Consider the following 24,056-nt stretch of genomic DNA (forward strand, 5'->3'; position numbering starts at 1 on the left):
TAACCCTGTTTTATTTTGATCAATTTGGCCGCAGAACCTTCTTTAAAAATTGTCCGGTATATGACCCGTTAATATCTGCGATCTGTTCAGGAGTACCGCATCCTACAATGTGTCCGCCTTCATCCCCACCTTCAGGACCTAAATCGATAATATGATCGGCGGTCTTTATTACATCCAGGTTATGCTCTATCACAATCACGGTATTCCCGGATTCCACGAGTCTGTTTAATACAATAAGAAGCTTTTTTATATCATCAACATGGAGTCCTGTAGTTGGTTCATCAAGAATATAGACGGTCCTTCCTGTGCCTCTTTTGCTAAGCTCCCGCGACAGCTTGATTCGCTGTGCTTCGCCGCCTGACAGAGTTGTAGCCGACTGGCCTATACAAACATATCCAATACCTACATCCACCAGAGTCTTTAGCTTTAACCTGATCTTGCCGATATTTTTAAAAAATTCTAAAGACTGATTCACGGTCATATCAAGTACATCTGCAATATTTTTCCCCTTATACCTGATTTCAAGTGTCTCCCTGTTATATCTTTTCCCATGACAAACATCACATGCCACATAAACGTCCGGCAAAAAATGCATCTCTATCCTTATGATTCCGTCACCATTGCAGGCTTCGCATCTGCCCCCCTTAACATTAAAGCTAAAGCGACCCGACTTGTAACCCCTTATACGAGCCTCGGCGGTTCTGGCAAAAAGCTCCCTTATATAAGTAAAAATACCTGTATATGTTCCGGGATTTGAGCGAGGGGTTCTCCCTATTGGAGACTGGTCAATATTAATCACCTTGTCAATATATTCCAGACCCGCCATGCTAACATGTCTGCCTGCGGATATTCTTGCACAATACAGCCGCTGAGACAGGGCCCTGTATAAGGTCTCCAGCACCAGCGTTGATTTGCCTGAACCTGATACCCCTGTTACACATATAAAACATCCAAGAGGAAACTCTACATCAATATTTTTGAGATTGTTCTCTGATGCGCCCTTTATGATAAGTTGCCTTTTCTGCCCGGAACGCCGCACACACGGAATTTCAATACGCTTTCGCCCTGAAAGGTATTGGCCGGTCAAGGAATTTTTATCCTTTAAAAGCGCTTCTGGCGATCCGGCAAAGACTACTTTACCCCCTTTAACCCCTGCGCCCGGCCCCATATCGACAACATAATCGGCGGAAAGTATGGTCTCTTCATCATGTTCTACAACAAGCACCGTATTACCAAGATCACGCATCTGCAAAAGGGTTTCCAAAAGGCGTTGATTGTCTCTCTGGTGCAGGCCTATGCTCGGTTCATCAAGAACATAAAGAACACCGGTCAACTTTGACCCGATCTGTGTTGCCAGTCGTATTCTCTGACTCTCTCCACCGGAAAGCGTAAAAGCGGACCTGTCAAGGGTAAGATAGGAAAGCCCGACATTTTCAAGAAAACCAAGCCGTTCAATTATCTCTTTTAGAATCCTTCCTGCAATTATCTCTTTCTTGCCGATTAGTTTTAATTCTTTAAAAAAAGTATTTGCCTTTGACACTGAAAGGGCCGTGACTTCAGAAATTGTAAGCCCGCCCACCTTAACAGAGCTGCTTGCTTTATTCAGCTTAGATCCCATGCATTCAGGGCAGGAACGGAAATTCATATAACGCCTGATATCTTCTCTGGACTGAAATGAATCCGTCTCCATATAACGGCGTTCTAATTTTGGCATAATTCCTTCAAAGGTTTTATGGTAGACAATGCGACGATTATTCTGTTCAAAATAGAATCTTATATGTTCATCCCCTGATCCATAAAGAAGAATATCTTTAAAGCTCTGAGGAAGATCCTTGTAGGGCGTATATATGTCAACCCCATAGTGCATGGTTAAAGCATCTAAGAATTCGGCAAAATGCACGCTATTCCTGTTGGCCCACAGTGAAACAGCCCCTTCTCTTAAAGAAAGTTCATGGTTTGGAATTACAAGGTCAGGATCGAATTCAGTAGTTGAGCCAAGACCATTGCATTTTGGGCAGGCCCCCTGAGGAGAATTAAAAGAAAAACCGGCTGGTGTAAACTCAGGATAGCTTATTTGACAGTTGACACATGCCGCCTTTTCGCTGAATAAAATCGGTTTGCTGACAATGCCTGGCTTTAAGCCTGATACATCAATTGTCACAAGACCATCTGATTGTGACATGGCCAGCTCTAAAGAATCAGCCAGCCTGTTTCTCATATTATCCTTTACAACCAGCCTGTCCACGATCACATCTATGTCATGCTTTTTGTTTTTATCCAGCCCTCCCGCATCTTCGATCTCCATGGTCTCACCGTCAATGCGTACCCTTGCGAAACCTTCCTTTTTAAGTTGCTTTAAAAGCTTTTCATGCGTTCCTTTCCGGCCGGATATTATGGGGGATAAAATAATAATCCTGGTTCCCTGGTCCAGAGACATAACCCTGTCCACGATCTGATCCAGTGCCTGGGAGGTAATGGGCTGTCCGCATTTATAACAATGGGGGGTGCCGGCCCTGGCAAAAAGGAGGCGGAGATAATCATATATTTCCGTAACCGTTCCAACGGTTGATCGGGGATTATGGCCGGCTGTTTTCTGCTCAATAGCAATGGCCGGTGACAGGCCTTCTATCAAATCAACATCCGGCTTTTCCAGACGCTCTAAGAACTGGCGCGCATATGTGGAAAGTGATTCAACATATCTTCGCTGTCCTTCAGCATAAAGTGTATCAAAAGCAAGTGTTGACTTACCCGATCCTGACAGACCGGTTACAACCACCAACCTGTTGCGAGGCAATTCAACATCAATATTCTTCAAGTTATGCTGTCTTGCGCCACGGATAATTATTTTTTCATGGTTCATAAAATATTCTGACTACTTCTTTTTTGCGAAATAACGGCTTGGTGTATTGCCATATTTATTGCGGCGATAAGACTGCCGTGATCCGCCTTGCCGGTTCCGGCAATATCGTAAGCCGTCCCATGGTCAACAGAGGTTCTTATTACAGGGAGGCCAAGCGTCGTATTAACACCATCGGTAAAATGTATCATCTTAAAAGGGATCAGCCCCTGATCATGATACATGCATACTACGGCATCGTAATAACCTTTTGCGGCATGATAAAATATTGTATCAGGCGGAAAAGGCCCTGAAACATCAATCCCTTGCTTTCTTGCGCAATTGACGGCCGGAATAATAATATTTTCCTCTTCATCTCCGAACATGCCCCCTTCCCCGGCATGTGGATTCAGCCCGGCAACAGCAATGCGCGGGTTTTCAAGTCCAAAACGTTCATATAACGCATCACGGGCGATTGATATTGTTCGCACTATTTTTTCCCTGGAAAGAATTGAGGGAACATCCTTTAAGGGAACATGGATGGTCACAAGTATCACGCGAAGTTTATCACCTGCAAGCATCATGGCAAAATCATCGGTCTTAGTGCGCTCAGCAAGAAGCTCGGTATGTCCGTTGTAAGCATAACCTGCAATCCGCATGGCCATCTTGTTTATCGGGCAGGTAACAATAGCCGCTATACTGCCGCAGGTTGCCAGATCAATTGCTCTTATTATATAGCCTACCATTGCCTTGCCTGTCTGCGCCGTGGGCTTACCCCAACATGTGTTTTCAGGATCACATTGAAAAACAGATAAAAGATCGATAGAGCCGCATTTATATTGGCCGGAATCAGGTGTATCTATTGTCTTGATATTAAGACCGGTTTTAGCGCATTTTTTTGCCGCCTCCAGCCTCTGAGCATCTCCGATCACAAGCGGCCTGCACGCTTTATAAACAGCGGGCTCGCAAAGTGCTGTCACGATAATCTCAGGGCCGATGCCGACAGGATCGCCCATTGTAATGCCGATAATTGGTCGATAATCTTTCATAGGAATAAGCTTGAAGAGTTTAAAATTAATAAGAATATATCAAACAAAGATTAATTGTAAAGGTGAATTGTTCTACCTTCCTTCTCGAACAATATCCACTATTTCTTAAGTCGTAATATTGGCTTTAATTGATGGGATATTTAAGGGTGAAAAAGCGATCTTTTAGCGGGTCTTCAATTGGTCGGCAACCGATTGATTAAGTGATTTTTGGGCCTCTATGAGCATTTTGTATTTTGATTCAATTTTTTCCAAATTTTTCGACAAAACCGCCTTCAATAAATCTCCCTCCATTTCAGCAACATCAATTCTTTCATAATAGTCCATAGTCTCTTTGAGATGAGCGATAACGATCTTGCCTGTCAGGACTGGGTGGTTGTTCGTTACATTTGCATCCTCAAATCTTGTTCCATGTTCAAGCTCAACCTCTAAACCTTTTCGGAAAGCCTCAAGGGGAATATTCATTCCCTGGGTATTCACAATATTGAGGATCGTGGATGCTTCTTCTCCTGAAACAGTTGGATCACTGATTTCGGACCAGTCACGCAAGCCGATTTCACTGCAGACTCGTTTTACTTCATCAACACTTACATACTCCGGCAATTTCATGATTTCCTCCTTCAATTTTGTTAACGCTTTTTTATCATAAGCAGAAACTCTTTATTTAGCAATGATAATCGTATGTTGTATAGAATCTTCTTTGTCAATTATAAGATAATGACAGGTTATTATGGGGTGCGGGCGATATTAAAAGGAAGCTGGGATTGAGGCTAACCTACATCTTAAAATAAAAAAGCCCGGTCAGAATTTGACTGGGCTTGATTTTTTTGGCTCCCCAGCACGGACTCGAACCGCGGACTTAGTGGTTAACAGCCACTCGCTCTGCCAACTGAGCTACTGGGGATTAGTTTATGCTAAATGTTACAAGTAGTTAATGCCCTCTGCCAATTGAGCGGCAGCGAAATCCCGCTTTAGCAGAGCTACTGCGGTCTTAACAGATTTTAAGTAATAAAGAGTCAAATTAAAGTCAAGAAAAATCTTAAATACACAACAATTCTAAGCGCTCTTCGTGTGCTTCGTGATGAACAACCGGCTGTAATTAGGATTGCTGCCAATTCATATCAGAATAAAATCTTTTTTACCTTTAATGACAGCTCATCAAGCTGGCCTTTGCCGGCTTCGGAAGGCGCATTTGTTAAAAGGCATGCTGCTTTTTGCGTCTTTGGAAATGCTATAACATCCCGGATAGAGGGTTGCCCGCATAAAATCATGACCAGCCTGTCAAAACCAAAAGCAATGCCTCCATGTGGCGGCGCGCCGGAATCGAGAGCTGAAAGCAAAAATCCGAATTTTTCCTCATAGGTTTTTCGATCCATATTCAGGGCTTCAAATACCTTTTCCTGCATATCCCTTTGATGGATACGGAGGCTTCCCCCTCCGATCTCAGAACCGTTTAGAACAAGATCGTAGGCGCGTGATTTAACAGCAAGAGGGTTTGTGCTCAGCGATTCAAAATCTTCTTCAAATGGGGCTGTAAATGGATGGTGCAGAGACTGATACCTTTTTTCTGTTTCATCATATTCCAGCAGAGGGAAGTGTGTAACCCACATAAACCTGAATTCCTTTTCATTTACCAGGCCAAGCCTCTTCCCAAGCTGGTTTCTTAGCTGTCCAAGGGCTTCATTTGTTATCTTAGGGTTATCAGCAATAAAAAAGACCAGATCTCCCGGCTCAATCGCCAGACGCTGAGCCAGCTTTTCTTTTTCTTTGTCGGTAAAAAATTTTGCTATCGGAGACTGCCACTTATCTTCTCTGATCTTTATCCAGGCCAGTCCCTTAGCCCTGTAAATGGCGACGAGTTCAGTAAGATCGTCGATCTCCTTTCGTGAAAAATCAACGCAACCCTTTGCATTCAAAGCCTTAACTATTCCCCCTTTTTCCACAACGCTTGAAAAGGTTTTAAATTCTGAATCTTTTACAATATCTGAGACATCTTTCAGCTCAAGGTTAAACCTGGTATCCGGTTTATCAAGACCAAAACGGGAAATCGCATCTGCATATCTAATACGGGGGAATGGAATTTCAATTTCCATATCAAGAACATCTTGAAAAAGATTTTTTATCATACCCTCAGAGATGCCCATAATATCATCTTCACCCACAAAGGACATTTCGAAATCTATCTGTGTGAATTCAGGCTGACGGTCGGCCCTGAGATCCTCATCCCTGAAGCACCGGACAACCTGATAATAACGGTCAAACCCTGATATCATCAAAAGCTGCTTAAATATCTGAGGTGATTGAGGCAGGGCATAAAACTGCCCGGGATTTACCCTGCTGGGGACAAGATAATCCCTTGCCCCTTCCGGTGTGCTGCGCGTTAAAAAAGGGGTTTCAATCTCAAGAAAACCATTGGCATTCAAATACCGGCGCACCGAGGCGGAAGCCTTGTGCCTTAAAATAATATTTTTTTGCAACTGAGGACGTCGCAGGTCGATATGACGGTATTTCAGACGGATACTTTCCGAAACATCAATCTTTTCCTCAATTAAAAACGGAGGTGTTTGGGCTGTATTTAATATTTTCAGCTCAGCAACCGTAATTTCAACTTCGCCGGTCCGTAAACCCGTATTGACCATGCCTTCAGGTCTTGGATCAACAACTCCACGCACACCAATGACATATTCACCCCTGATAGCATGAGCCTTTTCATGAACATCTTTATCCGTTGCAGGATTAAAGACAACCTGAGTAAGGCCTTCTCTGTCCCGCAAATCTACAAAAATAACCCCTCCATGATCTCTCCTGCGCTGCACCCATCCCATAAGCACAACCTCTTTGCCGATGTGTTTGGCATTAAGTTCGCCGCAGTTATGGGTGCTTCTCATTTCTCCAAGTAAATCCGTCAATTACTTAACTCCTTTCAGTAAATATCTCACGCAAAGGCGCAAAAGTTGTCTTTAACCCTAATTGAGCGAAAAAATAATTTATTTGATTAGATGTTGTTACTTTTTGTTTTCTTACGGGTTCATCAATATTGCAAATTAATTTTATCTTTAACAGTTTTAATCAAATCATCCAGAGGAACTGATAATTGCTCTTTGGTAGTCATATCCCGTAAAATAACCGCTTTTTCTTCAAGCTCTTTTTCCCCGATAATCAGCACATGTTTTGCGCCAAGCCTGTCCGCCCGTTTCATCTGGCTTTTTAAGCTTTTACCGGTAAAGTCAAGCTCTGCGATTATCCCTTCAAGACCAAAAGCGCAGGCCCAGTCAAAGGCCATTGACATGCTCTTTTCACCCAGGGCTGCTATAAATATGTCCGGATTTTGCGCAAAATCTTTTGCTTTAAGATCGGTTACTTCAACAAACCTGTCCAGGCCTATTGCAAAACCTACTGCAGGCTGATCAGGCCCGCCAAGAGTCTTGACAAGGCTATCATACCTGCCGCCTCCGGCAACGGCATTTTGCGCCCCTAACAACCCTGTCTTTATCTCAAAGGTTGTTCTGGTATAATAGTCAAGCCCTCTTACCAGGCGCTTGTCAACTTCAAATAAAACCTTAAATTTTTCAAGGGCATTCTTTACAGCCTCGAAATGTCTGCTGCATTCAGGGCATAGATGGTCGAGTATGGAAGGCGCATCAGCCATAGCCGAACAACATGAAGGAACCTTGCAATCAAGCACCCTTAAAGGGTTCCGTTTTCTCCTTCTTCTGCAATCCGAACAAAGTTCTTCTTTTACCGCAGACAAAAACACGGAAAGAGCCTCTTTGAACTCAGGGCGGCATATTGGGCAGCCTAGTGAATTTATATGTGCTTTAACTTCGGTAGCCGACAGCCTTTTAAAGAATACCGCAAGAATGAAGATGAGCTGGGCATCAATGAGGGGTGAATCAATCCCGAATACCTCGGCATTAATCTGGTAAAACTGCCTGTACCTTCCTTTTTGAGGTCTTTCCCTCCGAAACATCGGGCCAATGGTATAAAATTTTTGGACCGGATCTTTTGCATACAGTTTGTGCTGGATATAAGAGCGCACAACAGATGCGGTCGCTTCCGGCCTGAGAGTAATAAGATCCCCGTTTCTATCTGGAAAGGTATACATCTCCTTTTCCACAATATCTGTATCCTCTCCGATACTTCTTGCAAAAAGCTCGGCATGTTCCAAAATCGGAACGCGTATCTCCTTAAAGCCAAAGCTCTCTAAAAGTGAACGTGCCGTCTTTTCTATATGCTGCCAAAGTTCGACCTCTCCCGGCAGAATGTCTTTAAAACCTCTAATTAACTGCATCATGTTTCAGCGCCGATCCCTTTATAGTTTAATATTTTAGCCTATCCCAGCAATCGTTGCTTAGTCAATACCAATGTTTTGCCAAAATCCACCGCCTAAAAAAGATATGAATATTGGGGTCGTTAGAAAGGGGGGTTGAAATTGCGCGTTTTTAGTCTTTCAGGAACAAAAATTGATCGGCGATCAGTTTTTGGCCTCTATTGGCCGCACGACTGACAGCGGATTTGCTCAGGCCGAGAGGTACTTGTTGATATTATAAATTAATTTGTATATTCAAGAGAAAAATCTGTGTAATCTGAGACCTTTGAATTTTGTCATTTCGATGAGTGTCAACGACGAGAAATCCTAATGATTCAAGTTCATTAAGATTTCTCCCTACGGTCGAAATAACAGATAACGATGGTTTTTCAAAGGTCTCAATCTGTGGATTAAAAAAGTATACGGAATGCAAAAAAATAAACCTGATGATAGAAAATATTTGTTATTTGCCGAGAAGATCGAGCAGATTTTTAAGCATGATTTTGTCTTAAGTGATGACATTATTCACTATATTGATTCCACTTTTTTAAGTCCTTCTATAAATGAACTTGAAGAAATTATCAATGACGAACACAACTGCGAAAGGGATTCCCTGATTGAGCTGTTATTTTTTCCTGATGAGTCAATGCAAATTAAACTTGAAGAATTTCTTGAAAGCGAAGATTTTAAAAAGGAGGATGAAGAAAAAGTATTAAGTTATATTTTAGATAAAAAATTATTAACAACAATACGTTTCCCTGAGAGCAAAGACTCATTAAAGCTTTTTCTCCCAAAATCGTCTGCAATGCAATTCCTTTCCCGTCTTAATATTTCAAGAAAACCGGATAAAAGGCTTATTAAAGCAATAGACGAATTTGTCTCCGATAAATTTAGAACCTCTGTTAAGGTGAGGTTGAGAAACGCCAGGTTTGAATTTACTGAAAATAAAATTATGTTTCTGCGCTCTTTTTTTCAAAAATTAAAAGTTGAAGACAATTATTTTTTCAAATGTCTGGATTTCATGCTGGACTTTTTTGACGAAATTAAAGATGACAAAAATATATTGCAGTCCCTTTTAGATAAAAAGGAATTATATTTTCAAAACCTTCAAAAAGCATCGGGGTTTGAGGAGCTGCTGAATAAAAACAACATGGAGACATTGATATCCCGTGGAGTAAGAATCCCGCACATCAGCAAAGAGGATGCAATGCATAACATAGTAATAATAGACACAATCATTTTCGCGGTTTATGGTAAACAATATAACTTAAAATCTTAGTTTTTTGCCGCAAGTCATATTTTGAGAGGTGGAATACTTGTTTTGGTTTATTCTTGCCATTGCTACAGCATTTTGTGTAGCCACCGGCGACGCTTTGACAAAGAAGTTTTTTGGCGGGTTTTCGCCTTATGATATGGCGGTTGCCTCTTCTATTTATAGCCTTCCGTTTTTGATTATATATATTTTCTTTATTCCCATTCCACAAATAGACAGTGTGTTCTGGTGGGTTGCAATCGTTTTGATCCCTTTGGATGTCTTTGCTTTTTATCTCTACATGAAGGCCATAAAGATTTCGCCTCTTTCTATCTCAATTCCGTTTTTGTCATTTACACCGGTTTTTATGATATTAACGGGTTTTATTGTTCTTGGAGAAGTGCCTAACGGTTGGGGAATTATAGGTATAGGTTTTGTTGTGGCCGGCAGTTATTTATTAAATGTCACACAGGTAAAGTATGGCTATTTTGCTCCATTCAAGGCTGTTCTCAGGGAGCCGGGTTCCATTCTGATGCTGGTGGTTGCATTTATATATTCTTTTTTAGCTGTTTTGGGGAAAAAGGCAATCCAGCATTCTTCTCCGCTTTTTTTCGGTTTTTTTTTCCTGGCAGCTTTTGATGTAACCATTTTGATCTTATTTCCTTTTCTTAAAAAAATTAAGTGGAGAGACATATTAAAAATACCGGCAAAAGGATTTGCTGTCGGTTTGATGCTCTTTCTGCATGTATTATTCCACTCCCTTGCAATCAGTATGGTCGAAGCGGTTTATATGATTGCTGTAAAGCGCATGAGTATTCTTTTTAGTGTAGGCTATGGCTGGGTTTTATTTAAAGAAACCGATATGGGCGCGAGGATGCTTGGGGCGTTATTTATGTTTGCGGGGGTGGTATTCATTATATTGTTAGGCTGAAGCTCCCTATGAAAAAAATATTTCTTCTTACTCTGCTTGTTTTTCTTATTGCCTCTTTCAAGCCTGTCTACGGAGAACTGGTTCATGCGGGAACAGGCCCCTAATCTTGATCAGCTCTGGACATCCTTCGAAAGTTCGCTCGCGCTTTATCAGCACCGATGATTGCAATTAGGTCTTTTAACTGGAACCGGAAGCCATTATCAGGGTTGGGCTCAAGATTGTCGCCCCGAATAACTCCGACAACAGATGCCCCTGTCGTCTTTCGTATCTCAGCTTCACCGATTGATTTGCCGATGAGCGGACTTCCTGACTCGACCAATACCCACTGAAGATCAAATTGCTGTTCAGCGGTTCTGAGTTGGGTAAGAGTCTTGTAGTCACCACTCACACTAAGCAGAGGGCCAAACATCTCCTGCCTAAGAGACTCCGTGTATTGCTGGATCTCCGGCGCAGGAATACGCAGATAAACAAGTGCCTTTCGAGTCATCTCAAGTCCGGCCTCAAATTCTGGAACCACCACCTCGGTAATGTTCAGTTCCTTGAAAATCTCAAGAAACTCTAAGCCGGATGCCCTTGCCACAATGTCGACTTTACTGTTGAGCTCTTTCGCATGAACCGCTATGGCTCGTGACACAACAATTCCCGGTGTCGTAATAAGAAGCAGGCACGCTGAAGCGATCTCTGCGGCTTCAAGTACAATCTCATGGCTCGCGTCACCATACACGATCGGCATTCCTGCAAATTTAGCCTGTTCAATCCGACGCTGATCAAGCTCAATGATCACGAATTGCAGCCCTAAACGCATCAGGACCTGAGCTATCTGAGATCCTATTCGCCCGCCGCCGGCAATTACAACGTGGTTTTGCAGCCCGGCTTCCGGAAGGTTTCTTGAGTCGAGCGGCTCGTGCTTGAACCAGCGCTTCCTTAGAGCATACAGCCGTGCGGTCTGGCCTGAAACAATCGGTGTTAGCATCATAGTCAACACAGCTGCTGTCAGGACAAAAGAATAGATGTCGTTTCCAATCGAATTGGTCGAGACACCCACTTGCGCGAGCACGAACGAAAACTCGCCGATCTGGAATAGTCCAAGCCCAACAGCCAGGGGAATGATATTTCTATATTTGAACATAAGGGATACCAAAGCGAATATGCATCCTTTGCCGATGCTCACCACCAAAACAAGAACAAGTACCTGCCCGAGATGGTCCAGCAGAAAAACCGGATCAAAAAGCATCCCGACCGACGCAAAAAACAAAAGCCCGAAGAGATCCCGGACCGGGATGATGTCGCTCAACGCTTGATGGCCGTAGTCGGATTCGCTCAACACCATCCCCGCAACAAAAGCTCCAAAGGCGAACGAAAGGCCGGCGAGATATGTGACATATCCGACTCCGAGCCCGATGGCCGTGATGGCGAGCAGAAACAGCTCTCGTGAACCCAGCTTGGCTATATGCGCCATGAAGCGTGGCAACAGCCTGGTTCCAAGCAGGATCATCCCGGCAATAAAAACTGCCGCCTTTAATGTAGCATACCCGATCATGGTTAGACCAAGAGAGGGATTGTTCATCTGCGGCAGGATGATCATCAACGGGACGACTGCCAGATCCTGAACAATCAGCATCCCTATCATCACTTTACTCGACAGGGTACCGAGCCATCCTTGACTCATCAGGGTCTTGAGGATCACCATGGTGCTCGAAAGGGAGATGATGGCTCCGACCCATATAGATTGTTTCCAGCCCCATCCCATAAGGTGTCCGATGCCGAATCCAAGCCCGATGGTAAGAATGATTTGAATGGGAGTTCCGATCAGGGCCACTTTATACACCGGCTTGAGGTTCTTGAGAGAGAACTCAAGCCCAAGACCAAAAAGCAGAAGGGCAACCCCGATCTCTGCAAGCTGCTTAATTTCGTGGATACTCGAAACAGTGAGACCGACCGTATGGGGACCCATGATCACTCCGGCGAGGATGTAGCCCAGAATCAATGGCTGCCCCAGTCTTTGCAGCAATAGGCCGCTGAAAAAAGCGGTCACGACGAGGATGATGATGTCGGTGGTTATATCCATGCTGCTTTTCTACCAGCGGCCCTCCAGTGAAACTGTTGTTCTTCCAACTCGGCGAGCAGGTTCGCCTGCGTATCCGGAACACGAAAGTATTAACGCGATATGAAGATTACCGATTTCATTCGTCTCTTCAGCATAACAAGTAATTAGTGCCCACTTAAATACCAAAAATAAAGAAGATCAACAAAAAAAATACTACTATTAAGGAAGTTAGCCATTTTTAGATTCGCTCGCTATTGCGGTTTAATGGCTAACTTGAGCTGCGAGAGTATCTTTTTTTTGCCTGTTGGCGGCGTGGTTTTTCTCCCCGCAAGGCCGGGAAGACTTTCTTTTTGAGGCGAGTCACGCGCTTTTTCTTTGAAAAGAGCGCTTTAGGCATGGTGAGCCATTCTTCCTCCGGCTCGATGCAATCCAGCTTGCGGCCTATGAACTTCTCGATGGCGGGAATGTAGAAGGAATCATCCTCATCAGCGAAGCTGATCGAAGTGCCGGCAGTGCCGGCCCGGCCGGTTCGCCCGATCCGGTGCACGTAATCTTCAGGATCATGCGGCAGCATGAAATTGATAACATGATTCATGCCTTCGATGTGAATGCCGCGTCCGGCTACATCCGTTGCGACCAGTACCCGGATCTTTCCGGCTTTGAATTCATCAAGGCGTTGAATCCGCTTTTTCTGTGGAACATCACCGGAAAGCTCGGAGCAGTTTACTCCGTGGCGGGTCAACATCTCTGATAGACGTATCACCTCGTCGCGCCTGTTGCAGAAAACCAGAACCTGTTCAATGTTCTGTTTGTCGATGATATTAAAAAGGAGTGCAAATTTTTTGCTGGATGTCACGATGTAAACGATCTGTTCCACAGTTTCCACAGCGACCTGTTCCGGTTCGATGTCTATGGTTACGGAGTTACTGGTCCATTGAGAGGCGAGACGGGTAATCTGCCCGGTAAGCGTTGCGCTAAAAAGCATGGTCTGGCGCTTGCGTTTTTCCGGCGTGCTGTTGATGATCATTCGGACATCCGGGACAAAACCCATGTCGAGCATCCTGTCGGCCTCGTCGATGATCAGCACCTCGGTCTTGTTAAGGGCAATGTCGCGGTTGCGCTGAAAATCGAGCAGCCTGCCGGGCGTTGCCACAATGATATCCACCGGACCGGAACCCAGCTCCTTTTTTTGCTTTACATAATCCATACCACCGAACACGGATACTGTTTTCAGACCACAGTACTTGGAAAGCTGGCGAGCTTCATCGGAGATCTGAAGCACCAGCTCCCTGGTAGGGGCAAGAATCAATATTCGGGGCGTGCCTGGTTTTTGTTTTATCTGAAGGGGATTTTTCAGCATCCGGTTGATTACGGTAATAAGAAATGCAGCGGTCTTTCCGGTACCGGTTTGAGCCCTGCCGCTGGCATCCTTGCCGGACAGGGTGCTGGGAAGAATTTCAGCCTGTATGGGTGTACAGTACTTGAAGCCCAGGTCGAATATGGCATGGAGCAGAGGGTTGGGAAGATCAAAATCGTGAAATCGGACCCTGCCTTCTACCAATGGAACCTTGAACTGTGAAACGTCCCAACTGTCATCCATTGCAGAACCAACAGATGCTGCCGGCGCATCCTCGCTACAACGGTTTTTCTTCACTTTTTTCCAGGGGGACGCCCTGTGAAATGAACGGCTTTCCCGATCAGGACGCAACGACCCTGACTTTGGTTTAGCGGCGGATTTGTCCCCTTTCGGGAGTTTCTTTTTCATCCGAGCTTATATAACACACAACATCAATCATGGAAACAGTTAATAAGAAATATTGCAATACATCGGTTTATAAAGGAGAAATATATAACGCAGTAAACCATTAAACTTGATTAATGCAGGGGATATGTTATTTGAATTGCATGCCGAGAAAATCTCGAATAGAGATGAACTCGTAAAAAAGGTTGCAATCGGGAAAAAACAACTTATATTTCTTTGAGCACTCCTTCAAGACACGGAGATGCCGACAAGGTAAAAAAATAAAAGGAGATAAAATAATGACCGACTATTTTGATGTTATTCTATACAGTGGCGGGCATAAGGGCGCCGAGGCCGAGTTCGGAAAGCTTGCGGAGTCCTGGGGGATTCAGGAGGTTAACTTTTCGTTCAAGGGACACAATATCGAACGTACCAGAGGTGTCCGGGTGCTAAGCCCGGAAGAACTTGACAAGGGGAATGTCAGCATGGAAATAGTCTCTGCCCGCATGGGGCGAAATTATTCAAAGGCTGAAAAAATACGGAAGGTCATACAGTCTATTTTTCACATGGTCAACAATGGCTACCACGTGATAGGTGTCGGATGGATACAGCCGGATGACACCGTCAAGGGAGGAACCGGTTGGGGCGTTGAGCTTGCAAAGCTCTTTAACCGTCCGGTCAACGTATATGACCAGGAACGCAAAGCATGGTTCTCGTGGACGGATAACAAATGGATTGCTGAAACGCCCGTTATCATCGACAAAACATTTGTCGGAACAGGAACCCGAAATCTCAGTGACGAAGGCCGCAAGGCGATTCACGAACTTTTCGAAAACTCCTTTGGACCCGCAAAAAAGAATTAATCATGTTTTAGTGGCAACAAATGTGACAGGGCTATCTTGTTGAAATTGGATAGACTCGAGATAATTTTTTACACCACCGACAGAAAGGTTAAATACTTTTGATCCAGACAGCATAATGTGTGCATTATCCTTGCTTCCGCAAATTTCGGCAAATTTCGGGCCAATTGATGCCAGAGGATCAGGATTGTCAGGAATAAGATTTAACGCATTTAAATATGTATCTAATCGTTCTTTCAAAATATTAAAGTAGTCAATCTCTTTACCTGTAGATGAAGATGAGAGCATTGAAATGTTCTGAGAAAAACTTTGAACAGCATTCCAAAATGATACTGATAATTCTTTTTTTATAGAACTTTCATCCAAAAAAAACGAAATGCTCCATCCAACAGCTATAATTTTTAATAATTGAATTTCATATTTCATTAAAACCCGGTTTACATTTATATCCTCGGGCAGATTTTGTAAAATCAGCCTTATATCTGAGTGGTCAATCGCAAAGTCAAACAGATCTTCACTTGCTTTTTCAATACTAACTTTTTGTAAAGAAGATTCATCCATTATGTTCTTCAATTTTTTCACTTGAACCTTGTACGGCTTCTTCAATTGTGTAATAAATATTTTTGAACGTTTCATCAAAGCTGGCCGGAGAAAGTCTTTCGGCCTCTATAAATTTAACGACTGTTTTCCTGGCTGGTTTTAAAATTTGTTCGTCAATAGAGCCTGTTTTACATGCCTTTTCGTAAAAGAGTTTTTGTAATATTTTTTAATCGGCTAACAGAAAAATCCCTGAGTGTCAAGGAGCTATCAAACTTTTTAAGGGTACAAGGGGTCAAGGATTCAAGTAGTTATGCACTATGAAGGTAACATAATTCGTCCTCCAAGCGAGGCTAACAGTATTCTGCTGCAGGTTACTGTCGGGTGCTCACGCAACAAGTGCACATTCTGCGGCACATATAGAGGCGAACGCTTTAAAATAAAACCGGATCCCGTCATTATGGAGGATATCGCATTTGCCGCACAGTATTGCAAACGCCAGCGGCGTGTGTTTATCTGCGATGGAGATGCACTGATTGTTCCCCAAAATCGACTCCTGAAAATTTTAATAAAAATTGAAAAACAGCTCTCATGGGTAACACGGGTGGGGCTATATGCTAATGCCAAGAGCCTGAAAACAAAAACCCCTGATGAACTCAAGGCGCTGAAAGACCATGGCCTCGGTATCATTTACATGGGTCTTGAAACCGGCGACGACGTTACCTTAAAAAAAATCAACAAAGGCGCAACAGCCGGCGATATGATCCAGATGGGCATAAAGGCCCGGGCAGCTGGAATCAAACTTTCCATTACAGTGTTGCTGGGGATTGCCGGCAAAAGACGTTCCAAAATACATGCCAAGGAAACCGGACGTGTGCTTTCAGCTATAGACCCGGAACATATCGGGGCTCTCAGCCTTATGCTTATCCCAGGCACACCACTATATCAGGATTATGTGTCCGGCGAATTTACGTTGCTTGAATCTGTTGAAATGCTGGAAGAGCTTAAAGCCATGATCACTGCTACTAACCTTTCCAAGGGCCTTTTCTATGCAAATCACGCTTCCAACTATCTGCCGATAACGGCCAGGCTGCCAAAAGAAAAGGCAATAACGATTAAATTAATAGATACAGCCCTGGCAGGCAAAATAGCCTTGAAACCCGAGTATATGCGGGCCCTTTAACATCCCGGGAAATACAGGAGCCCGGGCTTAACATGGACCCTGAGCCAGGGGGCAAAAGCAGACTTGGTGAGATAAAGGAGAGCATATGACCGAAAAAGTATACAAAGCGCCTGAATCAAATCCGGTTTCGGAAAAAATCGGGAACAAAAGGCCGACTTCAATCACTATTATTTGTGTTGTTGGTTTTATTGGCGCCTTATTGTCTGTTCCTTTATTTTTTTCAGCTATCGCCAAATCTATGGGTGTTTGGTACCAATTGTATTTAGCGTTAGTAAGTATCATGGGGCTGGTATGTATGGTCGGTCTATGGAAAATGAAAAAGTGGGCGGCATATACATACGCAGGCTTTGTTAGTCTCAATCAATTTGTAATGTTAGCTATGGGCATATGGAATATTGGAGCTTTAATCATGCCTGGTGTTGTTGTTGCTTTTGCGCTGGCACATTCAAAGAAGATGAGTTAATGTGAACTTAGGGAATGTCCATAAATTTTAATTTGATCTCTTATACGAGGTTTTGCTAAAAAATATTTGAAGAATATAGGAGGAAATCATGACAAAAGCTACAGCTCGTCATATCCTGGTTGATACACAGGAAAAATGTGAAGAAATCAAAAAACAAATTGAAGAAGGTTCTGATTTTGCTGAAATGGCCAGGCAGCATTCTAAATGTCCTTCAGGGCGGCAAGGCGGAGGTGATTTAGGTGAGTTTTCACCAGGCCAAATGGTTCCGGAATTTGACAGCGTGGTATTCAGCCAGGAAACAGGAAAGGTTCATGGGCCGGTTCAAACCCAGTTTGGATATCATTTGATTGAAATTACAAATAGAAGTGATTGAGGATAAACAAAACGCAAGCCTTAAATTCTTTTTTTAATGTAAATTTGAGAATTTTGAAACAGGTTATAAATCAGACAATTACTTTTTTTCAGCATTGTCTTTAAATATTCGTCTTCTTTCAATGCCTCGACAGATAATATGATGCAGCATTTCTGAAACGTAAATTCTTGCTTTGCTTGGCATAAGCGACTCACATACCACACTTTCAACATCTTATGAAACACTTATTTTCACGGGCTCTTGCCCTGTTCGTCACGCACCTGACGTTTTTTTATTTTTTGCTTGAATAAAATACAGTCTTTGCCCTGAGTGCTTCTTTGAACTACTACCGAGGGCGCTTGAAGGCTTTTAAAATCCATAGCCAGGCAGCCATGGGGAAAGTTTTTATCCCACGTAACATAATAATGTTCACATTTGTGGCAGTCAATCATCTTCAACATCCCGCTAAGCGCCTGAGGTATTCTGATGAGCATGACATTTCCGGCTGCAATAATTATTTTTAATATAACATCATTGCAAAGAAAAATGCAAGAATTGCGTCATTCTAAAAGACTTCAAAACAGGATTCGCTCGTTATCGCGGTTCAAGAGCAGCAGTGGATCAATAAGGATGCTTTTTTGCAAATTCAAGTAAGCATTTCCGTGGGTTTCTTTTGACAGGTTTTCAATTATAATATACAGATTATCCGTACAAAAGGAGTAAAAAATCAAAGGGGGTTTTAAGGGACATGAAAGATGATAAAAGAAAAAGAACGAGGGTTCATTTTAAGACACAGGTGGTCTTAAAGACGGATATTTCTAAAATCAAGACAGATGCAAAATCCTCAGACATCAGCATGAAAGGCATGTTCATTAGTACCGACGAAAAGATCCCGGCAGGGACACCCTGTGATATAGAAATTGTGCTCTCGGGCACCACCAGCAAACTTGCCTTAAATATAGAGGGTGTGATTGCCCGCCAGGATAAGGAGGGCATTGGGATTACGTTCAACTCAATGGATGTTGACAGTTACTTTCATCTCAAAAACATTGTCATGTATAACGCCTCGGATCCGGATGCCGTCGAAGAAGAGATGTTTTCATAATTTTTATCCTTATTTAAAAATATCTTTTTAATTCTTAATATGAATTTTACATGGACGTCCCCCCTGTTTTCTCAGAATTATCATCATGATAATTGCAGCAGGCACCATTATTATTCCGATTGCCTGGGCAACAGACAGGACTCCGAAAACAGGTTCCCCCCTGAAATCGCCTCGGAATATCTCTATAAAGGAACGTGTGATCACATAAAGTATAACATAGAGCCAGAATAGCTGGCCGTCAAACTTCTTGCGTCTGCGGAAAAACCAGAGAATAACAAATATAAGCAGATTACCTGCTGCATGATAGAGCTGGGTGGGATGAAGAGGTATGCCAACAGGCGCCAGCGTGTCAAGGTTGGTAAATGTTACACCCCAGGAAAAATTACAGGCCTTGCCGTAGCAGCATCCAGCGGAAAAACAGCCCAGCCTGCCGAAAAATTGACCTAAGGCAAGTGAAAGAGCAGCTATATCCGTTGTTCTCCACAGGGGCATTTTCTTTATCTTCACGTAGACAAGGCCGACAATAAGCGCTGCGATAAAACCACCATAAAAAACAAGCCCTCCGTTCCATATCCTGAAGCTTTCCAGAATATCTGAAAGAAATATATCCGGGTTGATAAAAATATAAAACAGGCGTGAGCCGACAATGGCGGCAATCAAAACGTAAAAGGAAAGATCCATTATCCTTTCAGGATCTTCCCCCAGTCTCATGGCCTCCCTTTTTGCAAGCAAAATTCCTGCAATAAAACCCATGGCAATAAAAAACCCATAAGTATATATGGAAAAAGGCCCTAATTTTAAAAGCACTGGATGCATTATTTATTCCGGCATTTTCTTAAAGAGAATATGAAATATGAAAATAGCTATTCCGATGGTGATTGCGCTGTCGGCAACATTAAAAGCAGGCCAGTGCAAGTCTCCTATGTAGAAATCAAGGAAATCAACAACCTTGCCGAATCGTATCCTGTCGATCAGGTTGCCTGCCGCGCCGCCAAATATAAGTGCAAAGCCTGCGGCGAGCGATGAATGTGTCTTTGGAGTATTTTTATACAATAAAAAAATCAGGCACATAGCCAGAAATGAAACAATAATAAAAAACATATCCCGCACATTGGAGCTCTGGTTTGCCAAAAACCCGAAAGCGCCGCCTGCATTTTGGATATGGGTGAGGCTGAAAAACCCCGGCATAACCTCTATGGAGTGATAAAGCGGTATTTTGGCCAATATTATTGCCTTTGATATCAGATCAAAAATTACAATTATACCGGCAATGGCGGAAAGCTTTATATATTTGGTTTTATCTTTCAAATCGTTTAATAGCTCAATCCTTTAATATTTTCTTCGCACCGGTTGCAGATAGTCGGATGCTCCGGACTTGTCCCGACAGAAGTATCATGCACCCAGCACCGTTCACACTTATCACCGGCCGCAGGTTCAACCAAAATCAACAATCCTTCAATATCGTTGCTTTCATATGCGTTGGAAAGGGTTTCCTCTTTGACCAGAGAAGCCTGTGAAACAATAAAAATTGATTTTAAGTCTTCTGTATATGGATGAAGATCGTTATATAAGTCTTTATTTGCTGATATTGTAACCAAAGCATCAAGGGGATGTCCTATAAGTTTTGCGGTTCTGGCCTGCTCCAGGGCCTTTGTCACCTCGCCGCGAACTTTAAGCAGGAGCCCCCATTTTTGGGCCAGTTCTTCATCCTTTAGTTCCTCATTTACAACCGGCAGGGATGCCAGATGAATGCTTGTTTCCTTGTCTTTCCGCTCCGGCATATATGCCCAGATTTCTTCCGCGGTAAAGGAAAGAATAGGAGCCATAAGCTTTGCAATAGAATCAATTATAATATGGATGACGGTCTGGGCGCTTCTTCTTTGCGCGGATTGGGGATGGAATGTGTATAGTCTGTCCTTTAAAATATCGAGATAAAAAGCTGAAAGATCAAGGGTGCAATAATTATAAAGCCTGTGGTAGATAACATGAAATTCAAAGTTTTCATAGGCTTGCAGTGTTTCCTCGATTAATTTCTGAAGTCTGTGCAGGGCATATCTGTCGATCTCCGGCATTGATTTATATGAAACAGAGTCTTTCCCCGGGTCAAAATCATAAAGGTTGCTGAGCATAAATCTGCTTGTGTTTCTGATCTTCTTGTATGCATCGCTTAATTGTTTTAAAATACTTTCGGAAATACGTATATCCTCTTTGTAGTCGGATGCAGAAACCCAGAGACGGAGAATTTCCGCTCCGTACTGGCTGATAATTTTTTCCGGGGCTATAACATTTCCAATAGACTTGGACATCTTTTTCCCTTTTGCATCAACCACAAATCCATGGGTCAATACAGATTTATATGGCGCAGCCCCTCTTGTGCCTACAGCCGTTAGCAGAGAGCTGTGAAACCATCCCCTGTGCTGATCGCTTCCTTCAAGATAAAGATCCGCAGGCCATTTTAAATCAGAACGCTGTTCAAGAACCGCTGCATGACTGACCCCTGAGTCAAACCATACATCCAGTATATCGGTCTCTTTTATAAAAGCATCATTTCCGCATTTGCCGCACACAGCATCATGCGGCATAAGATCTTTTGCATCTTTTTCAAACCATATATCTGCGCCATGCTCTTTAAACAGCGCATACACATGATCGATTATTTCCTGGTTAATGTATATTTCCCCGCATTTATCACAGTAAAATATCGCAATGGGAACCCCCCAGGCACGCTGCCTTGAAACGCACCAGTCAGGCCGGTTTTCTATCATCCCATAAATCCTGTCTCTGCCCCAGCGCGGTATCCAGTTTACCCTGTCTATCTCATCAAGCGCCTTTTCCCTCAAACCTGTACTGTCCATAGGGATAAACCACTGGGGTGTGGCGCGAAAAATAACCGGCTTCTTGCAGCGCCAGCAATGCGGATAAGAATGCTTTATTGTTTCATCCTTAATTAAAGCTCCGGTCTCCCTGAGCCTGGCAATAATTTCTCTGTCGGCTTTAAATACAAACTGGCCATTGAAAAATTCAACATCATCGGTAAAACAACCTTTGTCATCCACCGGAGAATAGACATCCAATCCATATAAAAGACCTGCCTCATAATCTTCCTGTCCATGGCCAGGGGCAGTATGAACGCAACCTGTACCCGCATCAAGCGTTACGTGAGAGCCGAGAATAATCATGGATTCACGGTTATACAAAGGATGAAAACATTGCTTGCCTTCGAGCGTACCAGCATCAATTTCAGCAAGAATGGAAAAGTCGGGCAAACCAAAGCTCTTCATGCAATCTTCGACAAGGTCTGCGGCTAAAATAAATACTTCCCCCTCTCCTGTATCAACTGCAGCATAAACAAAAGCAGGATGCAGAGCCACTGCCAGATTTGCCGGAATAGTCCAGGGGGTAGTTGTCCATATAACAACAAAAACCTTTTTGTCTGCCAAAACCGGAATTTCCAAACCAAGATTATCCTTTAATGCGAATTTGACGAAAATCGAGGGCGACGGCTCATCCTTATATTCTATTTCAGCTTCGGCAAGGGCTGTCTTGCAACTGCAGCACCAGTAAATAGGCTTTTTGCTTCTGACAAGGCTGTTTTCAAGCGCAAACTTCCCGCATTCCCGCGCTATTATGGCTTCGTATTCATAGTCCATTGTCAGATAAGGATTCTCCCATTCGCCCATTACTCCAAGACGTTTGAATTCCTCCCGCTGAATATCAACATATTTTTCAGCATATGACCGGCACAACTTCCGAAACTCGCCATGGGAAATCTCCTTTTTCTTTAAGCCTAATTCCTTGTCAACATTATGCTCAATAGGAAGTCCGTGGCAATCCCAGCCAGGCACATATACAGCGTTAAAACCGGACATCTGCTTTGATCGTATTATAATATCTTTTAAAATCTTATTTAAAGCCGTGCCCATATGAATATTGCCATTGGCATATGGAGGACCGTCGTGTAAAATAAATGATTCACGGCCTTTGGACTCGGTTCTGATCTTATCGTATAAACAGCTTTCTTCCCATACCGCCAGCTGCTCCGGCTCATGTTTAACCAGACTTGCCTTCATGGGAAACTTTGTAACCGGAAGATTGAGCGTTTTTTTATAATCCATATTTCCTCCGAAACCAGGTTTTATTTTTAAACTTAAATGAAAAAAGTTACTGATAAAAGCATTATATGTCAAGTAAATAGAAATCCCTGAACAGGCACAATCTCAGGCACCGTCCATAAAACAGGCATAAAAAAAGGGGCCGGCTAATAAAATAGCCGGCCCCTTGATTTTATGGTGCCCGGGACGAGACTTGAACTCGTACAGAGACAATGCTCCGAGGGATTTTAAGTCCCTTGCGTCTACCAATTCCGCCACCCAGGCTCGGCTCGTATATCCAGTATATCCAAAAGAGGTGCTGTGGATGCGACCTCGGATCTTAATCCACCTCTCTCATACCGCACAACCGCCAATTCTGCCAGCTCACTCTTACGCAAGCCTCGCACACGACCTTTGTCCCGGACCTTGTACCCGGCTTTCGATTCTTTGACACCTACTATTATTTTTAAAAAATCATGTCAAGGTTATATTCAGTATCCGCCTGCGATAACCCGTTAACCAGTCAGAAATATTCCTCCTTGAAGGTCAAACAGGTGGTGTGATAAGAGAACAGCCGTACTGAAATTGGCACGAGGAGGATATGTTCCAGGGTGCGAGAAATTGATATCATCATATCCGGAGGGAGGGTTCTTACATCGGACGAAGAGGATTCCATCATCCATACCGGGTCTGTCGCCATAGATGGAGACACCATCATCGGCGTAGGCAATTCTGAAGAGATAGAGGCGCGGTTTTCAGGACGCAAGACCATAGACGCCCGCAATTGTCTGGTCATGCCCGGCCTTATAAACGGTCACACCCACGCGGCAATGACCTGCTTCAGGGGTCTGGCGGACGACATGGCGCTGATGGACTGGCTGAACAATTACATATTCCCCGCCGAAGCCAGGAATGTCGATCCCGAACTGGCCTACTGGGGGAGCGCACTCGCGTGCGCCGAGATGATAAAATCGGGGACAACGACCTTCTGTGACATGTACCTGTTCGAGGATGAAACCGCCCAGGTTGCCCGCCAGGCCGGGATGCGGTGCCTCCTCGGAGAGGCAATCTTCGACTTTCCCTCGCCGAGCACAAAAACCCCCGAGGAGGGGCTTGCATACACGCGTATGCTCATCGAGAAGTGGGCCGATGACCCCCTCGTCAACATCGTGGTTGAGCCGCATTCGCTGTATACCTGCTCCCCCCCCGTCATCAAAAAGGCCAAGGCCCTAGCCGATCACTATGACCTTCCCTTCGCAATCCATCTCCTAGAAAACAGAGGGGAGGCGGAGCAGCTGAAGGA

20 protein-coding genes and 2 tRNA genes are annotated in these 24,056 nt (G+C 43.6%); 8 read left to right on the forward strand and 14 right to left on the reverse strand.

Features of this window, described 5'->3' with window-relative positions:
• Nucleotides 1-19: 19 nt before the first annotated feature.
• The 6 genes from uvrA to hisS form a co-directional block, all read right to left on the reverse strand.
• Nucleotides 20-2,860: an excinuclease ABC subunit UvrA gene (gene uvrA, locus VMW78_05145; GenBank protein HUV50390.1), complete on the reverse strand. Its 2,841-nt coding sequence runs from the start codon at nt 2,858-2,860 to the stop codon at nt 20-22.
• Nucleotides 2,857-3,885 carry a 4-hydroxythreonine-4-phosphate dehydrogenase PdxA gene (pdxA, locus tag VMW78_05150; protein HUV50391.1) on the reverse strand — a complete coding sequence of 343 codons (1,029 nt, stop codon included), beginning with the start codon at nt 3,883-3,885 and terminating at the stop codon, nt 2,857-2,859. The genes uvrA and pdxA overlap by 4 nt, the downstream gene beginning before the upstream one ends.
• Nucleotides 3,886-4,047: 162 nt before the next feature.
• Nucleotides 4,048-4,491, reverse strand: a complete 444-nt coding sequence (locus VMW78_05155) for a DUF5661 family protein (GenBank protein ID HUV50392.1) — start codon at nt 4,489-4,491, stop codon at nt 4,048-4,050.
• A gap of 219 nt (nt 4,492-4,710) precedes the next feature.
• A tRNA-Asn gene (locus tag VMW78_05160) sits at nt 4,711-4,786 on the reverse strand.
• A gap of 217 nt (nt 4,787-5,003) precedes the next feature.
• On the reverse strand, nt 5,004-6,791 hold the full coding sequence (aspS, locus tag VMW78_05165; GenBank protein ID HUV50393.1) for an aspartate--tRNA ligase: 1,788 nt from the start codon (nt 6,789-6,791) through the stop codon (nt 5,004-5,006).
• 122 nt (nt 6,792-6,913) lie between these two features.
• Nucleotides 6,914-8,176: a histidine--tRNA ligase gene (gene hisS / locus VMW78_05170; GenBank protein ID HUV50394.1), complete on the reverse strand. Its 1,263-nt coding sequence runs from the start codon at nt 8,174-8,176 to the stop codon at nt 6,914-6,916.
• Nucleotides 8,177-8,618: 442 nt separating this feature from the next.
• On the opposite strand from hisS, the gene VMW78_05175 reads away from it, so the two are divergent.
• Nucleotides 8,619-9,470, forward strand: coding sequence for a hypothetical protein (locus tag VMW78_05175; protein ID HUV50395.1), 852 nt, complete (start codon nt 8,619-8,621; stop codon nt 9,468-9,470).
• Nucleotides 9,471-9,507: 37 nt separating this feature from the next.
• Nucleotides 9,508-10,374: a DMT family transporter gene (locus VMW78_05180; GenBank protein ID HUV50396.1), complete on the forward strand. Its 867-nt coding sequence runs from the start codon at nt 9,508-9,510 to the stop codon at nt 10,372-10,374.
• 100 nt (nt 10,375-10,474) lie between these two features.
• Here VMW78_05180 and VMW78_05185 read toward each other — a convergent pair whose 3' ends face one another.
• Together VMW78_05185 and VMW78_05190 are read right to left on the reverse strand one after the other, a co-directional pair.
• Nucleotides 10,475-12,442, reverse strand: coding sequence for a cation:proton antiporter (locus VMW78_05185; protein HUV50397.1), 1,968 nt, complete (start codon nt 12,440-12,442; stop codon nt 10,475-10,477).
• A 247-nt stretch (nt 12,443-12,689) separates the two neighbouring features.
• Nucleotides 12,690-14,186: a DEAD/DEAH box helicase gene (locus VMW78_05190; GenBank protein HUV50398.1), complete on the reverse strand. Its 1,497-nt coding sequence runs from the start codon at nt 14,184-14,186 to the stop codon at nt 12,690-12,692.
• A gap of 275 nt (nt 14,187-14,461) precedes the next feature.
• Between VMW78_05190 and VMW78_05195 the strand changes: the two genes are divergently transcribed.
• Complete coding sequence (locus VMW78_05195; GenBank protein HUV50399.1) at nt 14,462-15,025, forward strand: hypothetical protein; 564 nt, start codon at nt 14,462-14,464, stop codon at nt 15,023-15,025.
• Here the strand turns inward: VMW78_05195 and VMW78_05200 are convergent, their stop codons facing one another.
• The gene (locus VMW78_05200) at nt 15,026-15,583 is read right to left on the reverse strand and encodes a hypothetical protein (protein HUV50400.1); all 558 of its coding nucleotides are present in this window, start codon (nt 15,581-15,583) and stop codon (nt 15,026-15,028) included. It lies immediately after the preceding gene.
• Between the two features lie 289 nt (nt 15,584-15,872).
• On the opposite strand from VMW78_05200, the gene VMW78_05205 reads away from it, so the two are divergent.
• From VMW78_05205 to VMW78_05215, 3 genes are all read left to right on the forward strand, one after another.
• Nucleotides 15,873-16,742: a radical SAM protein gene (locus VMW78_05205; protein ID HUV50401.1), complete on the forward strand. Its 870-nt coding sequence runs from the start codon at nt 15,873-15,875 to the stop codon at nt 16,740-16,742.
• Between the two features lie 85 nt (nt 16,743-16,827).
• Nucleotides 16,828-17,205: a hypothetical protein gene (locus tag VMW78_05210; GenBank protein ID HUV50402.1), complete on the forward strand. Its 378-nt coding sequence runs from the start codon at nt 16,828-16,830 to the stop codon at nt 17,203-17,205.
• 88 nt (nt 17,206-17,293) lie between these two features.
• Entirely contained in the window at nt 17,294-17,578 is a 285-nt protein-coding gene (locus VMW78_05215) for a peptidylprolyl isomerase (GenBank protein ID HUV50403.1), read from the forward strand.
• A gap of 230 nt (nt 17,579-17,808) precedes the next feature.
• On the opposite strand, the gene VMW78_05220 is transcribed toward VMW78_05215, so the two are convergent.
• Nucleotides 17,809-18,051, reverse strand: coding sequence for a uracil-DNA glycosylase (locus VMW78_05220; protein HUV50404.1), 243 nt, complete (start codon nt 18,049-18,051; stop codon nt 17,809-17,811).
• A 254-nt stretch (nt 18,052-18,305) separates the two neighbouring features.
• Here VMW78_05220 and VMW78_05225 point away from each other — a divergent pair, with 254 nt between their 5' ends.
• Complete coding sequence (locus tag VMW78_05225; GenBank protein ID HUV50405.1) at nt 18,306-18,662, forward strand: PilZ domain-containing protein; 357 nt, start codon at nt 18,306-18,308, stop codon at nt 18,660-18,662.
• 27 nt (nt 18,663-18,689) lie between these two features.
• Here the strand turns inward: VMW78_05225 and lgt are convergent, their stop codons facing one another.
• The 4 genes from lgt to VMW78_05245 all read right to left on the reverse strand — a co-directional run bounded on the left by lgt (nt 18,690) and on the right by VMW78_05245 (nt 23,038).
• Nucleotides 18,690-19,478, reverse strand: coding sequence for a prolipoprotein diacylglyceryl transferase (lgt, locus tag VMW78_05230; GenBank protein HUV50406.1), 789 nt, complete (start codon nt 19,476-19,478; stop codon nt 18,690-18,692).
• Nucleotides 19,479-19,481: 3 nt separating this feature from the next.
• Nucleotides 19,482-19,970 carry a signal peptidase II gene (gene lspA / locus VMW78_05235; GenBank protein HUV50407.1) on the reverse strand — a complete coding sequence of 163 codons (489 nt, stop codon included), beginning with the start codon at nt 19,968-19,970 and terminating at the stop codon, nt 19,482-19,484.
• A 5-nt stretch (nt 19,971-19,975) separates the two neighbouring features.
• Entirely contained in the window at nt 19,976-22,777 is a 2,802-nt protein-coding gene (ileS, locus tag VMW78_05240; GenBank protein HUV50408.1) for an isoleucine--tRNA ligase, read from the reverse strand.
• 172 nt (nt 22,778-22,949) lie between these two features.
• Nucleotides 22,950-23,038 (reverse strand) — tRNA-Leu (locus VMW78_05245).
• A gap of 326 nt (nt 23,039-23,364) precedes the next feature.
• On the opposite strand from VMW78_05245, the gene VMW78_05250 reads away from it, so the two are divergent.
• A partial coding sequence (locus VMW78_05250; GenBank protein ID HUV50409.1) for an amidohydrolase family protein occupies nt 23,365-24,056 on the forward strand: 692 nt, incomplete at its 3' end.

It is taken from the genome of Anaerolineae bacterium (genome assembly GCA_035529315.1).
Taxonomy (GTDB): domain Bacteria; phylum Desulfobacterota; class Desulfobacteria; order Desulfobacterales; family ETH-SRB1; genus Desulfaltia.

Bases quoted from the DNA above. Each gene is read 5' to 3' on its own strand.
- VMW78_05155 (HUV50392.1), bottom strand. From the start codon at position 4,491: ATGAAATTGCCGGAGTATGTAAGTGTTGATGAAGTAAAACGAGTCTGC.
- VMW78_05205 (HUV50401.1), top strand. From the start codon at position 15,873: ATGCACTATGAAGGTAACATAATTCGTCCTCCAAGCGAGGCTAACAGT.
- VMW78_05210 (HUV50402.1), top strand. From the start codon at position 16,828: ATGACCGAAAAAGTATACAAAGCGCCTGAATCAAATCCGGTTTCGGAA.
- VMW78_05185 (HUV50397.1), bottom strand. From the start codon at position 12,442: ATGGATATAACCACCGACATCATCATCCTCGTCGTGACCGCTTTTTTC.
- hisS (HUV50394.1), bottom strand. From the start codon at position 8,176: ATGATGCAGTTAATTAGAGGTTTTAAAGACATTCTGCCGGGAGAGGTC.
- uvrA (HUV50390.1), bottom strand. From the start codon at position 2,860: ATGAACCATGAAAAAATAATTATCCGTGGCGCAAGACAGCATAACTTG.
- VMW78_05200 (HUV50400.1), bottom strand. From the start codon at position 15,583: ATGGATGAATCTTCTTTACAAAAAGTTAGTATTGAAAAAGCAAGTGAA.
- VMW78_05175 (HUV50395.1), top strand. From the start codon at position 8,619: ATGCAAAAAAATAAACCTGATGATAGAAAATATTTGTTATTTGCCGAG.
- VMW78_05220 (HUV50404.1), bottom strand. From the start codon at position 18,051: ATGCTCATCAGAATACCTCAGGCGCTTAGCGGGATGTTGAAGATGATT.
- ileS (HUV50408.1), bottom strand. From the start codon at position 22,777: ATGGATTATAAAAAAACGCTCAATCTTCCGGTTACAAAGTTTCCCATG.
- VMW78_05190 (HUV50398.1), bottom strand. From the start codon at position 14,186: ATGAAAAAGAAACTCCCGAAAGGGGACAAATCCGCCGCTAAACCAAAG.
- pdxA (HUV50391.1), bottom strand. From the start codon at position 3,885: ATGAAAGATTATCGACCAATTATCGGCATTACAATGGGCGATCCTGTC.
- VMW78_05195 (HUV50399.1), top strand. From the start codon at position 14,462: ATGACCGACTATTTTGATGTTATTCTATACAGTGGCGGGCATAAGGGC.
- VMW78_05225 (HUV50405.1), top strand. From the start codon at position 18,306: ATGAAAGATGATAAAAGAAAAAGAACGAGGGTTCATTTTAAGACACAG.
- lgt (HUV50406.1), bottom strand. From the start codon at position 19,478: ATGCATCCAGTGCTTTTAAAATTAGGGCCTTTTTCCATATATACTTAT.
- VMW78_05215 (HUV50403.1), top strand. From the start codon at position 17,294: ATGACAAAAGCTACAGCTCGTCATATCCTGGTTGATACACAGGAAAAA.